This window comes from Bacillus cereus group sp. MYBK5-2 (assembly GCF_051915685.1).
Lineage (GTDB): Bacteria > Bacillota > Bacilli > Bacillales > Bacillaceae_G > Bacillus_A > Bacillus_A cereus.
This window is the reverse complement of sequence record NZ_JBQAFE010000001.1, coordinates 992,436-1,006,031: the sequence shown is the minus strand read 5'-3', so window position 1 is coordinate 1,006,031 and position 13,596 is coordinate 992,436. Positions and strand designations below refer to the sequence as shown.

Sequence of the window (13,596 nt, the reverse complement as noted above, 5' to 3'; positions counted from 1 at the left end):
CTTTATTTTTTGAACGACTATAGAATAAGATTTATTTTTTATTAAGTAAAGTGAATTTAAGAATTTATTGCCCCTATTTCTGTATAATAAATAATCCCAAATTACAAACAGTTTGGGATTATCTTTCTCATTTATTATGCGCATCTAACCACGAAATTAAATCTTTAAATACTTCATCCTTATTTACTTCATGAAACATTTCATGTCTACCATTTTCATATAAACGTAGTGTCACGTCTTTCACACCACATTTTTTATAGTTTTCATATACTTCTTTTACACCTTTCCCCATATCGCCAACAGGATCACGATCACCAGAGAATATATGTATTGGAAGATTCTTTGGCGTCTTCTTGTATTCTTCTAGTTTATTTACTTCTAATACTCCAGAAAATAATTCTCGGTAAAAACTCGTCGTACAAATGAAACCACATAACGGATCCGCAATATATTTATCAACTTGATTATTATCTGAAGATAACCAATCAAATTTTGTACGATTTGGCTTAAAGTTCGAATTGAAGTTTCCAAAAGATAAAAAGTTTAACATTGGACTTTTCGTTTTTGCCCCGCGCAATTTCATTTCGATTGTTGCTACTTTATGACCAATAGCTCCTAAAAGCCCTGGATTTCCACCTGTTCCTGAAATCAGAAATCCATCGTATAGTTCACCCCTAAGTTGTACAGCACGTCTTGATAAAAAAGAACCCATACTATGTCCAAGTAAAAACAAAGGACTTGACTGCTCTTCTTTTATCCTTTCTGAAACAAAGATAACATCCGATACAACTTGATTCCACCCTATATTTGGTTCAAAATGACCATAATCTTCTTCTTTTTTTACTGTTTTCCCATGTCCTTTATGATCATGCGCATAAACACCATACCCTGCTTCCAATAAAGCATCTACAAATTCTGTATACACCCCTGCATGCTCTGTCATGCCATGTGCAATTTGAATAATTCCTCTCGGATCTCCTTCTGGTAACCATTTACGCAAATAAATTTCCGATCCATCCAATGCCGTAACGAAACTTTCCTGTACATTCATTTCGTCAGCCCCCAACTCTATTATGTATAGCTTTAAGAAAATGAATATCCATTCACTTTTCTTATTTTATATTATATGTAATTGCTTTCATTATGACAAATGATGTATTTTTCAGACCTGCTTTTAAACTAATCTCTTGACGAATTCAAAATAAAATTATATAGTTACTTACATAAAGTAATTGTATAATTTTTAGGAGGTTTCTACTATTATGATGCCATCATTATTTTTAGCACATGGTTCGCCTATGCTCGCTATTCAAGATACAGACTATACACGATTTTTAAAAATACTTGGAGAAACATATAAACCGAAAGCAATTGTTATTTTCACTGCTCACTGGGAAAGTGAAGTATTAACGATTTCCTCATCAGATAACGAGTATGAAACAATTTATGATTTTGGAGGTTTTCCCCCTGAGTTATACGAAATCAAATATCGTGCGAAAGGCTCTTCTCATATTGCATCTATTTTAGAAACAAAATTTAAGAACAAAGGTATTTCAGTCCATCATAATATGACGAGAGGTTTAGATCATGGTTCATGGACACTCCTGCACCGCATGTATCTAGAAGCAAATATTCCTGTCGTGCAAATATCAGTCAATCCATTCCTTTCTGCAAAAGAACAATTTGAAATTGGAGAAGCACTTAAAGGACTCGGACAAGAAGATATTTTAGTAATCGGGAGTGGCGTTACCGTTCATAATTTACGAGCACTGAAATGGAATCAAACTACACCTGAAAAATGGGCAATTGAATTTGATGATTGGATTATTAAACATATGCAGAATAACGATAAAGATGCATTGTTTAATTGGGAGAAAAATGCTCCTCATGCACAATTAGCAGTACCAAGAGCAGAACATTTTGTTCCTTTATTTATCGCTATGGGAAGTAGTGAAAATAGCGGTGAAGTCATTCACCGTAGTTACGAGCTTGGTACATTAAGTTATCTTTGTCTTCGATTTTAAAGAAAAGGATGAAGCACATGTTGCTTCATCCTTTTTCTTTTTCATTCACTTAGTTAACTAACTTCCAAACGTTGTTTCTCTGATACTTCTTCGTTCTTATTATGAAAATAAACCCAAATACACGCAATAAATAATAGTGATGATGTAGAGAGGAAAACATATTGGAAGCCTGCATGCGCTGCAATTTGTCCCCCGAGCACTGGCCCAATCATATTTCCTAAAAACTGAAACGACTGATTATATCCAAATATTCGTCCCGTAACATGGGTTGGTGTATGTTGTTTTAGTAGAGTTTGTACGGAAGGCAATAATCCTGCTTGTGCGATACCTAATAAAAATCGAAGAATTAATAGTTGCCAAGCTGAGGTTACAAATGCTTGCGGGATAAAAATAATTCCAGCTGCAAACAACGCTACAACTAACGTTTTTTGAGGACCGATATGATCTGATAATCTTCCTAGTCTTGGTGCTGCCAAAATAACTGCTAATCCTGTCGCTGACATAACTGCACCCGCAATTGTTTCAATATGTGCAGTATGAGGACCTACTAAATTTTTCACGTACAATGTAACAATTGGTTGAACTGACATATTAGCAAGTTGAATAATAAATGTTGTTACAAATAAGCTAATAATTAAATGCTTCGCTGGGACCATCGTCCATACTTTTTTCGGCTGTGTTTTTTTTGCTTGAGCAGAGTGATTTTCTTCATGCAAGAAGAAAAAAACGATGAGAAAGGAAAGGAATAAAAAAGCTCCTGTAACAAGAAAGACATGACGCATTCCAATTAACTCAGACAAATAACCTCCAAGTAACGGGCCAAGTAACGAACCGCTCACACCACCAGTTGAAATTGTGGAAATCGCCCAACCTGAATGTTCTTTCGGAGTTTCTGCTGCAATAAATGTCATCGCTGTTGAAAGGAAACCAGATACTGCTCCCATTAAAAATCTTAGTGCGACTAGTTGATACACATCCGTTACAAACCCCATAAGCGTCATAATAATCGCCATACCGAGGCTAGCACGAATAAGCATCAATTTCCGTCCATGTATATCACCAAGCTTTCCCCATATTGGCGATACGATCGCACCCATTAAAAATGTTACACCAAATGCAAGTCCCGACCACTGTGCAATGCTTGAAGTGCCAGTTACTCCTAATTCCTCAATATAAAAAGATAAGAAAGGAATTACTAAACTCATACCGGCTGCAGTGGTAAAACAACCTAGCCAACAAATCATTAAATTCCGTTTCCAGCTGGCCATTTTCACACCTTCTTTCTTTAGATACCCATTCTACACCCTTTCTTGTAAAAAGTTTAGTAATTTGCTTTATATGCAAGATTTACTACAAAACCCGCTATTTTCTAGTAAAAACCACTACATCTCTACATCATTTTCATAATAAAACCAACTCCTCTATATGAAGTTGGTTACTTATTATCTATCGGTATTAAACGAGCATTACAATTTCTCTCGTAAAACTCAATGGGACCTGCTTGTCCAATAATCGCATATTCATATCCATCTTGCTTCATATTATATAAACAATGATGCAATAATTCTTTTCCTACACCTTTCACACGATTTTGTTTCGCTATGCCCATTGGACCAAACAAGCCTTTCTTTCCTCTCACTACATCGTAACAGGCGAAACCAACTATTACTTCCTCCTGCTGTGCAATATAGATAGGTAACTTTTCGTTATATGTCCGAAATCCATAATCAATCGACTGTAACCACCGTTCACCAAATTCATCCACTACAAATCGTGATAACTTATCAAAATCAGAAGGACTAACTCTTCTTACATGACAAAATAATGTATTATAAATAGCTTTAAAACGATTTAAATCAACCGCTAAGTCTCTCGGTGCAGCTGTAATACGTAATATATCTTTTTGCATTTGTGTATGTATAAATCCACCAATATTTGTATCTACACGAAATAATGCATACATAACATGTCCTTCATTTACTACTACTTGCTGAAAGCGTTCCATACGTTTCTTCGCTATTTGTAAAATTTCTATCGCCTTATAAGATAGTTTATATTGCCCTATTTTTTTATACTCTTGATTATGTAAATCGAATTGTTTTCGTAACGAAAGTTTTTCTAAAAAATCTGGACCGACTTTGTGAAACAAATACATAAATAACTCAGCGCAAACTCCTGTACCTTCTTTACACATACCTATAAACAGATGGACTGGGTGAATTATGTTATACTCACTCTCTTTTGCTGCAATCTCCAATATTTTATGCACACGTTTTGTAAATTGAAATTCCTCCATATGTGTTTCCATCCTCTACTAATTTACTACCAAACCGTAACCATAAATAATTGAAACAATTACACCCACTACCAATATACCTGGAAGTAAATTTGCCACCTTGATTTTAATGATACTAAGCAAGTTCAATCCAATAGCAGATATCATAATGCCGCCCGTAGCCGTCATCTCCACTATAAATTGGTTCATTAATTCTTTCGAGACAAAACTATTAATTTGTGTTGCAAAAACTGCAATACCACCTTCATATAAAACAACTGGAATCGCCGAAAATACTACGCCAATTCCTAGAGTTGTCGTTAATATAATAGAAATAAATCCATCGATAATCGCCTTTGTAAATAAAATATCATGATTTCCGCGAATCCCACTGTCAAGTGCACCAAGTATCCCCATCGCGCCAATTGCAAAAATTAAAGTAGCTGTTACAAAACCTTCTGATATGCTACCTTTCCCTTTCGATCCAACTTTATTTTCTAGCCAATCCCCTAAATGTTTTAACTTTTCTTCTAATTGTAACCATTCTCCAATTACCGTACCAATCACTAAACTCAGTATGACAACAAGAAAGTTTTCACTTTTTAATGCCATTTGAAGCCCAAGCACAGTAACCGCTAAACCGATTGCGTGCATTATCGTCCCTTTCATACTTTCTGGAATCCTACTAAATAATTTACCAAGTAAAGTACCAAATATAATACAAATCCCATTTACAACTGCTCCTAATATAACCATTTCTCATTCTTCACCCTTCGAATTCTTTATTTCTATATTTTGGTTTATACATTGATTTACAGGTTATCTATATGTTAACTTAATATTGAGAATATTAACAAATGTTTTCCACTACATAACCCGCTATTTTTTGTAACTTTAATTACCTTTAATAGATTCAGTGTTAATTTAATTGCGGGATAATATTAAAAGGGAAGGTATATATGAAAACTTTACTAAAACGATTTTTGTTAATAGCCTTTTTCATTACACCGATTGTTTTATTAATCAATTACTCTTTTATTTCAAAAGCAAAAGACAAACCCGATTTGCAAAACAAATCTAGTAAAACCGCTTCAAAAAGCGAAAAGAAAATAGAAGACCAAGAAATCACACTCACCTTCTCTGGTGATACAATGTTTGATTGGCAATTACGTCCTATAATCGAAAAGAATGGGGCTGATTACCCATTCCAACATGTAAAAGAAGAAATAAAAAAAGCTGATATTTCTTTTGTGAATTTAGAGTCGGCATTTACAACGAAAGAAAAGAAAGCACCTGGGCAACTGTTTTGGATTAAAAGTGATCCATCTACACTACAAGCTATTAAAAACACTGGATATGACATCGTAAATATTGGGAATAACCACACACTTGATTATGGGCAAGACGGATTATTAGATACGATTTCTCACGTAGAAAAATTAAAGTTCCCTTACATTGGAGCCGGAAAAAATGCGAAAGATGCATATACAGCACGAGAAATGACCGTAAAAGGGAAAAAATTTAAATTTCTTTCCTTCGTTCGATTTATGCCTGATTCTAATTGGGTAGCTGGTGAGAATAAACCTGGCGTTGCGAATGGCTATGATTTAAATCTTGTAACAAAAACAATTAAAGAACAAAAACAAGATGCAGACTATTTAATCGTCTATATGCATTGGGGCGTTGAAAAATCAAATCGTCCGGTAGAATACCAAAAGCAATATGTACCTAAAATGGTTGAAGCAGGAGCTAACGCAATTGTCGGAAGCCATCCACATTGGTTACAAGGGTTTGAGTATTATAATAAAGTTCCTATCGCTTACTCATTAGGTAACTTTTTATTCCCGAGTTATGTGAATGGGAAAAGCGCTGAAACTGGCGTATTAACTTTAACTTTTAAAGAAAAGGATGTCCAAATGTCATTCAATCCTTATATCATTCGCAACAACCAAGTTTCCCCTGTAAATGAGGAAGAAAAGAAAAAAGCTCTTCAATATTTACAAACAATTTCAACTGATGTAGAAATTGATGATACAGGGAAAATAAAAAACAAACGAAACTAGACAGTTCAAGATCTATTTCTCTGTAATATACTTTACAGAATAGGTGATAAACATGCTGAAAGACTTATTAGAAAATGTAAGTTTGTTAGAGAATATTTATAAAATGTCTATAGCAGTTCTACTTTTATGTTCTAGTTTAACTATAAAAAAGATAGAACAAGCACTATATTTCCTCGCTTGTATCTATCTTTTTTATTTAGATGCTAACTCTTCCCTTCTATTAAATAAGCAAATCAAACAAAACAGGGTTTTTATTAAGCTCCATAAATTGAATATTATTTTCTTTAAAGCGAGTAATTAATTGCTCATAATCTCCTTTATGTTTTAATTCTACTCCGACTAATGCTGGACCATTTTCTTTATTATGTTTCTTAATATACTCAAAGCGCGTAATGTCATCTTCTGGTCCTAATCCTTTATCTAGAAATTCTCTTAGCGCACCTGAACGTTGCGGAAATTCAATGATAAAGTAATGTTTCAGTCCTTCATAAATGAGCGAACGCTCTTTCATTTCTTGCATTCTATCAATATCATTATTTCCACCACTTAGCGTACATACAACTGTTTTACCTTTTATTTCATCCTTGTATAAATCAAGTGCTGCAATAGAGAGTGCACCAGCCGGTTCAGCTACAATCGCATTTTTCTTATACAGTTCTAAAATCGTCGTACAAACTTTTCCCTCTGGTACTAAAACAATGTCATCAATTACATCTTTACAAGTTTCAAAAGTTAACTTTCCTACCTTTTTAACCGCTGCCCCATCAACAAAACTATCTATTTTCTCTAATGCGACATTATCATTTTGAAGAAAAGCCTCTTTCATAGATGCAGCTCCCATCGGTTCTACACCAATAACCTTTGTAGTAGGACTAACACCTTTTACATATGTACCAACACCTGATGCTAATCCACCACCACCGATTGCTGTAAAGATATAATCAACCGGTTTCTCCATATCATGCATAATTTCAACTGCCACTGTCCCTTGACCAGCAACGACATACGGATCATCAAACGGATGAACAAATGTCATTCTATTTTCTTCACAATAACACTGTGCTTCTTGGAAAGAGCTATCGAATGTATCACCAACTAATACAATCTCTGCGAAATCACCACCGAAAAATTGTACTTGTGATACTTTTTGTTTCGGTGTTGTTGTGGGCATAAATATTTTCGACGGAATCTTCAATAAATTACATGTATAAGCAACTCCTTGCGCATGATTACCAGCACTTGCACAAACAACACCGTTTTGTAACTTTTCTTTCGGTAAACTTTGAATCAAATTGTATGCACCACGAATTTTGAAAGAGCGAATTAATTGTAAGTCTTCTCGTTTTACATAAACGTCACAATCATATTTCTCAGATAAAACTGTATCACGTTGTAACGGTGTTTTAATAACGATATCTTTCATGCAATTATGAGCCATTAAGATATCTTCAATTTTCACTCTCTCCTTTACCTTTTGCACCATTATATATCATCCTTATCTCTTTTAAATTGGCTCAATCAAAATTTGGGATTTTCAGAACAGCCCCTGTATTCGCCGATGTTACCATTTGTGCATAACGTCCAAGCCAGCCAGTTTTCACTTTCGGTTCTGGTCGTTTCCATTCTTTTTTACGCTTTTCTAATTCCTCATCACTCACTCTTACTTCTAACAAACGTTCTTCAACATCAATACATACAATATCCCCTTGTTCAAGAAGTGCAATCATCCCGCCCGCTGCTGCTTCTGGTGAAATATGTCCTACTGAAATTCCACGTGAAGCTCCAGAGAAACGTCCATCCGTTAATAATGCAACCTCAGCACCTAATCCCATTCCAGCAATTGCTGATGTTGGTGCTAACATTTCTGGCATACCAGGGCCACCTCTTGGTCCTTCATAACGAATGACAACTACATCTCCTTTTTTCACTTTCCCAAGCATAATGCCAGCAAGTGCCTCATCTTGTGAATTAAAAATAACGCAAGGTCCTTCAAAACGCTTTACCTCTGTTGCACCGCTTTTAATAACCGCTCCATCTTTCGCAAGGTTGCCTTTTAATATACGCAATCCTCCTTCCTCACTATGAGGGTTTTCAAGAGAGTGAATAACTTCCTTATCTTTAATCTCTGCCTCAGCAATATTTTCTCTTAATGTTTGCCCCGTAGCAGTTATTCGATCAAGATGAAGTACTCCTTCTTTCCGGCTCATCTCTTTCAAAATTGCACTAATCCCGCCCGCACGATCAATATCTTCCATATGCCAATTGGAAGCAGGGCTTACTTTACATAAATGTGGTACACGTCTTGAAACGGCATCAATACGGTTCATATCGTAATCTAATCCAGCCTCTTGCGCGAGCGCCAATGTATGCAACACTGTATTTGTTGAACCGCCCATCGCCATATCAAGCGCAAACGCATCATCAATTGCTTCTTCCGTTACAATGTCTCTTGGTTTAATATCTCTTTCAATTAAAATTTTCAATTTCTCTGCTGCTTGTTTAATTAACTCTTCACGTCTTGGATCAATTGCTAAAATACTCCCGTTACCAGGAAGAGCTAAACCTAACACTTCACATAAACAATTCATAGAGTTCGCGGTAAACATACCCGAACAAGATCCACAAGATGGACAGCCATGATCTTCAATATCTTTTAATTCTTCTTCTGAAATTTTCCCAGATTGATAAGCTCCTACTCCTTCAAAAACGGAACTCAGATCAACAACTTCTCCTTTAGATGTTTTTCCTGCTGCCATCGGGCCGCCTGAAACAAACACAGTCGGAATATTAATACGTAGTGCAGCCATCATCATACCTGGTGTAATTTTGTCACAGTTTGGGATACAAATCATGCCGTCAAACCAGTGTGCATTTACAACCGTTTCTACTGAATCTGCAATTATTTCACGACTCGGAAGAGAATAACGCATACCAATATGCCCCATCGCAATACCATCGTCAACTCCAATTGTATTGAATTCGAATGGTACCATACCTGCCGCACGAACTGCCTCTTTTACAAGTTTCCCAAACTCGTTCAAGTGTTTATGCCCTGGAATAATTTCAATAAAAGAATTACAAATCGCTATAAAAGGTTTATCAAAATCTTCATCTTTCAAACCAGTTGCTTTTAATAAACTACGGTGCGGCGCTTTATCAAAACCTTTTTTAATCATGTCACTTCTCATCTTGTCAAATCCCCTCTTACATATTTTTCATTTATACTCTCTTACTCTATTTCTTTACTAATTCTTTCGGTGCATGAATCCAACTCATCATTTCACGAAGCTCTGCTCCCACTTTTTCTAATTGATGATTTTGCTCTGCTTTTTTCATTGCGTTATACGTCGGACGCCCTGCTTGATTTTCTAAAATCCATTTCTTCGCAAATTCACCTTGCTGAATTTCTGTCAAAACACGCTTCATTTCCTTCTTCGTTTCATCTGTAACAATTCTCGATCCTGTTACATAATCTCCAAACTCTGCCGTATCTGAAATAGAATGGCGCATAGTCGTTAATCCACCTTCGTACATTAAGTCAACAATTAGCTTTAATTCATGCAAACATTCAAAGTATGCAATTTCAGGGCGATATCCACCTTCCGTTAACGTTTCGAACCCGGCCTTCACAAGTGCAGTTACCCCGCCGCAAAGTACAGCTTGCTCACCGAATAAATCCGTTTCGGTTTCTTCTTGGAATGTCGTTTCAATTACACCCGCCCATGTACAACCTACACCTTTTGCATACGCTAATGCTACATGTAGCGCTGTTCCCGTCGCATCTTGATGCACTGCGACTAATGCCGGAACACCATTTCCTTCTTGATATACACGGCGAACGAGATGACCTGGACTTTTTGGCGCAACCATTGCTACATCTACGTAACTTGGCGGATTAATTTGGCCGAAGTGAATGTTAAATCCATGTGAGAAAAGTAACATTTGTCCTTCACGGAGATTCTCTTCTACTTCTGATTTATATACATGTGCTTGCTGTTCATCTGGCAATAACATTTGTACAACTTGTGCGGTTCGAACCGCTTCTGAAACAGACATTACTTCAAACCCATCCGCTTTCGCTACTTCATACGACTTACCAGGACGAACACCAACTACTACTTCTACACCAGAATCACGTAAATTTTGTGCTTGCGCATGCCCTTGTGATCCATAACCAATTACTGCAACAGTTTTCCCTTGTAATAACTCTACATTTGCATCTTTTTCATAATATGTTTTCATATTCCATACACTCCTTATAATTTATTTACTTGCAGAACATCAATTAATTTTTTCAACTGACTAACAAGTAATGTCGCTTCATTTTCAGTACAAACTGCTGTGAGTTTCATTTCAGAAACACCACTAGTATCTCTTTCGTTTAAATGTAAAGAAGAAATATAATAACCACGCCGAGCAAAAATCCCACTTATACGTAATAAGACACTTGGCTCGTTATGAATAACGAGTGAAAAAGTATGACTCATTCTTCCCACCTCTTCATAATCATTTCGTTATTTCCTTTGTTTGGCGGAACCATCGGAAATACGTTTTCACCTTCTTCTACACAAAAATCAACTACGACAGGACCTTTGTGAGCAAATGCTTCTAACATCACTTGTTTCGCCTCGGTTGAATTTGTTGCTCTTAATCCCTTTACTCCATAAGCTTCTGCTACTTTCACAAAATCTGGTGATCCAATTTTTGACTCTGATAAACGATTTTCATAAAACATTTCTTGCCATTGCCTTACCATCCCTAAAAATTTGTTATTTATGATAAATACTTTTACAGGGATATTATTTTCAGCAATTGTTTGTAGTTCTTGAATGTTCATTTGAAAAGAAGCATCACCTGCAATACAAATAACAAGTTCTTCTTTTTTAGCTAGCTGAGCACCGATTGCTGCTGGAAAACCAAACCCCATCGTTCCTAATCCTCCAGAAGTAAGGAACGTCCGAGGTTTTCTTGCTTTATAGAAGTGAGCAGCCCACATTTGATGCTGTCCTACTTCTGTTGTGACAATCGCTTCACCATTCGTTAATTCACTTACTAAGTTGATCACATGCTGTGGTTTTAACTCAGATTCTTTTTGCTTATAAGAAAGTGGATATTCTTCTTTCCATGCCTTTACTTTCTGAAGCCATTCGTCTGTTTGGGTATAAATAGACATATGTAACAACATGTGTAACGCTTTTTTCACATCACCAACAATCGGATGCTCTACAGTTATATTTTTATGAAACTCAGAAGGATCAATATCAATATGTACTTTTTTCGAGTGCGGAGAAAAAAGTTCTAATTTTCCTGTTACACGATCATCGAAGCGAACACCTAATGCAAGTAATAAATCACATTCTGTTACCGCCATATTAGCAGCGTATGTCCCATGCATACCAAGCATCCCTAGAAACAATGGATCTCCCGGTGGATATGCACCAAGTCCCATTAAAGTTGAAACGACTGGAATACGGTTCTCCCTTGCGAATTCGAAGAGTTCATCGGATCCACCTGAATGAATGACACCTCCTCCAATATAAAGAAGTGGACGCTTTGATTTTGAAATTGCTTTAGCCACCTCTCTAAGTTTCATGCTGTCTGGTACAAGTTCTGGTTTGTACCCCGGAATATCAACTTCTTCATTAAAGAAACTGGTGACTTTTGCATTTTGAACATCTTTTGGAATATCTATTAATACTGGTCCCGGTCGTCCGCTTTTGGCGATGTAAAAAGCTTCTTGCACAACTTGTGATACATGATTTACATCACGAACTTGGTAATTATGCTTCGTAACAGGTACTGTAATTCCGACAACATCCGCTTCTTGAAATCCATCTTTACCAATTAAAGGCGTCGCAACTTGACCGGTAATGACAACTAAAGGAATCGAATCCATATAAGCGTCTGCTAAGCCCGTAACTAAATTTGTCGCCCCTGGGCCAGAGGTAGCAAAGACTACCCCGACCTTTCCAGAAGCTCTCGCATATCCTTCAGCCGCATGAATGGCAGCTTGCTCATGACGAGTTAAAACATGTTTCAAACCACTTTCGTATAACGCATCGTATACTGGTAAAATCGCTCCGCCTGGATAGCCGAAAACGGTCGTTACACCCAATTTCTTCAAACATTGAATCACGTGCCCAGCGCCTGTCATTTCTTCATACTGTAACTTCTCATACGCTGTATACTGCTGCTTCATTTCCATTAACTCCTCTCCTTATTTATGCTAAGCTTTCCGTCAGCCCAGGAACACGTACTCCTCTTTCTCTCGTTAATTTTTTAAATTCTTCGGTCAATTGTTTCGTTACACTTCCTGGTTTCCCATCTCCAATTTCTCTCGAATCTACTTTTACAACTGGAATTACCTCTGCTGCTGTTCCTGTTAAAAATACTTCATCCGCTACATATACATCATGGCGAGTGAATGGTCTTTCCTCACACGGAATATTCAGTCGTTCACATAGCTCGATAACACTATTTCTCGTAATACCTTCTAATGCTCCTAAATAGGATGGCGGGGTTAATACTTTTCCATCTTTCACAACGAAAACATTATCGCCAGAACCTTCACAAACATATCCTTGTTGATTTAACATAAGAGCCTCTAACACTCCTGCTTGTGCTGCTTCAATTTTTACAAGTACGTTATTTAAATAATTCATTGACTTAATACGTGGATCTAACGCGTCTGGCGTATTACGTCTTGATGCAACAGATACAACGCTTAGCCCATTATCATAAAATTCTTGTGGGAATAACTTTAATTGTTCTGCAATGATAATTACGCTCGGCTTCACACAACTTCTCGGATCGAGCCCTAAGTCACCTTTTCCTCTTGAGACAATTAAGCGAATGTAAGCATCAGCGTATTCATTTTTTTGGAGTGTATGTAAAACTGCTTCTTCCATTTCTTCTACCGTCATTGGAATTGTTAGTAAAATAGATTTCGCTGATTCATATAATCGTTTCACATGTTCTTTTAAACAAAATACATTTCCTCCGTAACTACGAATCCCTTCAAATACACCGTCTCCGTATAAAAAACCATGATCATACACTGAAACAACTGCCTTTTCTTTTTCTACAAATTCCCCATTCATGTAAATGTACTGGTTTCCCATCTCACATCGCTCCTCTTTTTTTCTCTATTTTTTGCAATCTATTTCTACATCGATTGCTGAGATGAGTATTTTTAACAGAATATTCAGTATATAATCCTTGAAAATATACTCGT

Annotated in this window: 13 protein-coding genes; 3 read left to right on the top strand and 10 right to left on the bottom strand. The window is 36.4% G+C overall.

Translation table 11 applies throughout. The features are described from left to right. Positions 1–127 precede the first annotated feature (127 nt). A complete protein-coding gene (locus ACTFP3_RS05445) occupies positions 128–1,051 on the bottom strand; it encodes an alpha/beta hydrolase (protein ID WP_001102583.1) in 924 nt (307 codons plus the stop codon). A 211-nt stretch (positions 1,052–1,262) separates the two neighbouring features. Here ACTFP3_RS05445 and ACTFP3_RS05440 point away from each other — a divergent pair, with 211 nt between their 5' ends. After that, entirely contained in the window at positions 1,263–2,024 is a 762-nt protein-coding gene (locus tag ACTFP3_RS05440; RefSeq protein WP_326035989.1) for a class III extradiol ring-cleavage dioxygenase, read from the top strand. A 53-nt stretch (positions 2,025–2,077) separates the two neighbouring features. Here the strand turns inward: ACTFP3_RS05440 and ACTFP3_RS05435 are convergent, their stop codons facing one another. From ACTFP3_RS05435 to ACTFP3_RS05425, 3 genes are all read right to left on the bottom strand, one after another. After that, positions 2,078–3,292, bottom strand: coding sequence for a multidrug efflux MFS transporter (locus ACTFP3_RS05435; protein ID WP_000179302.1), 1,215 nt, complete (start codon positions 3,290–3,292; stop codon positions 2,078–2,080). Between the two features lie 167 nt (positions 3,293–3,459). Continuing rightward, on the bottom strand, positions 3,460–4,320 hold the full coding sequence (locus ACTFP3_RS05430; RefSeq protein ID WP_103597463.1) for a GNAT family N-acetyltransferase: 861 nt from the start codon (positions 4,318–4,320) through the stop codon (positions 3,460–3,462). Positions 4,321–4,338: 18 nt separating this feature from the next. After that, positions 4,339–5,055: a DUF554 domain-containing protein gene (locus ACTFP3_RS05425; protein ID WP_440009550.1), complete on the bottom strand. Its 717-nt coding sequence runs from the start codon at positions 5,053–5,055 to the stop codon at positions 4,339–4,341. A gap of 203 nt (positions 5,056–5,258) precedes the next feature. Between ACTFP3_RS05425 and ACTFP3_RS05420 the strand changes: the two genes are divergently transcribed. Continuing rightward, entirely contained in the window at positions 5,259–6,362 is a 1,104-nt protein-coding gene (locus ACTFP3_RS05420; RefSeq protein WP_440009548.1) for a CapA family protein, read from the top strand. Between the two features lie 52 nt (positions 6,363–6,414). Then, positions 6,415–6,663 carry a hypothetical protein gene (locus tag ACTFP3_RS05415; protein WP_016122285.1) on the top strand — a complete coding sequence of 83 codons (249 nt, stop codon included), beginning with the start codon at positions 6,415–6,417 and terminating at the stop codon, positions 6,661–6,663. Here ACTFP3_RS05415 and ilvA read toward each other — a convergent pair. The 6 genes from ilvA to ilvE are packed head-to-tail and all read right to left on the bottom strand — an operon-like array spanning position 6,583 to position 13,483. Next, a complete protein-coding gene (gene ilvA, locus ACTFP3_RS05410) occupies positions 6,583–7,845 on the bottom strand; it encodes a threonine ammonia-lyase IlvA (protein WP_440009545.1) in 1,263 nt (420 codons plus the stop codon). The two genes, ACTFP3_RS05415 and ilvA, sit on opposite strands and share 81 nt — an antisense overlap. A 31-nt stretch (positions 7,846–7,876) precedes the next feature. Then, positions 7,877–9,550 carry a dihydroxy-acid dehydratase gene (gene ilvD, locus ACTFP3_RS05405; RefSeq protein WP_001255815.1) on the bottom strand — a complete coding sequence of 558 codons (1,674 nt, stop codon included), beginning with the start codon at positions 9,548–9,550 and terminating at the stop codon, positions 7,877–7,879. A gap of 46 nt (positions 9,551–9,596) precedes the next feature. Then, positions 9,597–10,604 (bottom strand): ketol-acid reductoisomerase, encoded by a 1,008-nt coding sequence (gene ilvC / locus ACTFP3_RS05400; RefSeq protein ID WP_440009542.1) that lies wholly within the window; start codon positions 10,602–10,604, stop codon positions 9,597–9,599. A 14-nt stretch (positions 10,605–10,618) separates the two neighbouring features. Continuing rightward, a complete protein-coding gene (locus tag ACTFP3_RS05395; RefSeq protein ID WP_000019916.1) occupies positions 10,619–10,849 on the bottom strand; it encodes an ACT domain-containing protein in 231 nt (76 codons plus the stop codon). Beyond that, entirely contained in the window at positions 10,846–12,561 is a 1,716-nt protein-coding gene (ilvB, locus tag ACTFP3_RS05390; RefSeq protein ID WP_326036083.1) for an acetolactate synthase large subunit, read from the bottom strand. Before ilvB ends, ACTFP3_RS05395 begins: the two co-directional genes overlap by 4 nt. A gap of 22 nt (positions 12,562–12,583) precedes the next feature. After that, complete coding sequence (gene ilvE / locus ACTFP3_RS05385; RefSeq protein ID WP_000528155.1) at positions 12,584–13,483, bottom strand: branched-chain-amino-acid transaminase; 900 nt, start codon at positions 13,481–13,483, stop codon at positions 12,584–12,586. Positions 13,484–13,596: the final 113 nt, after the last annotated feature.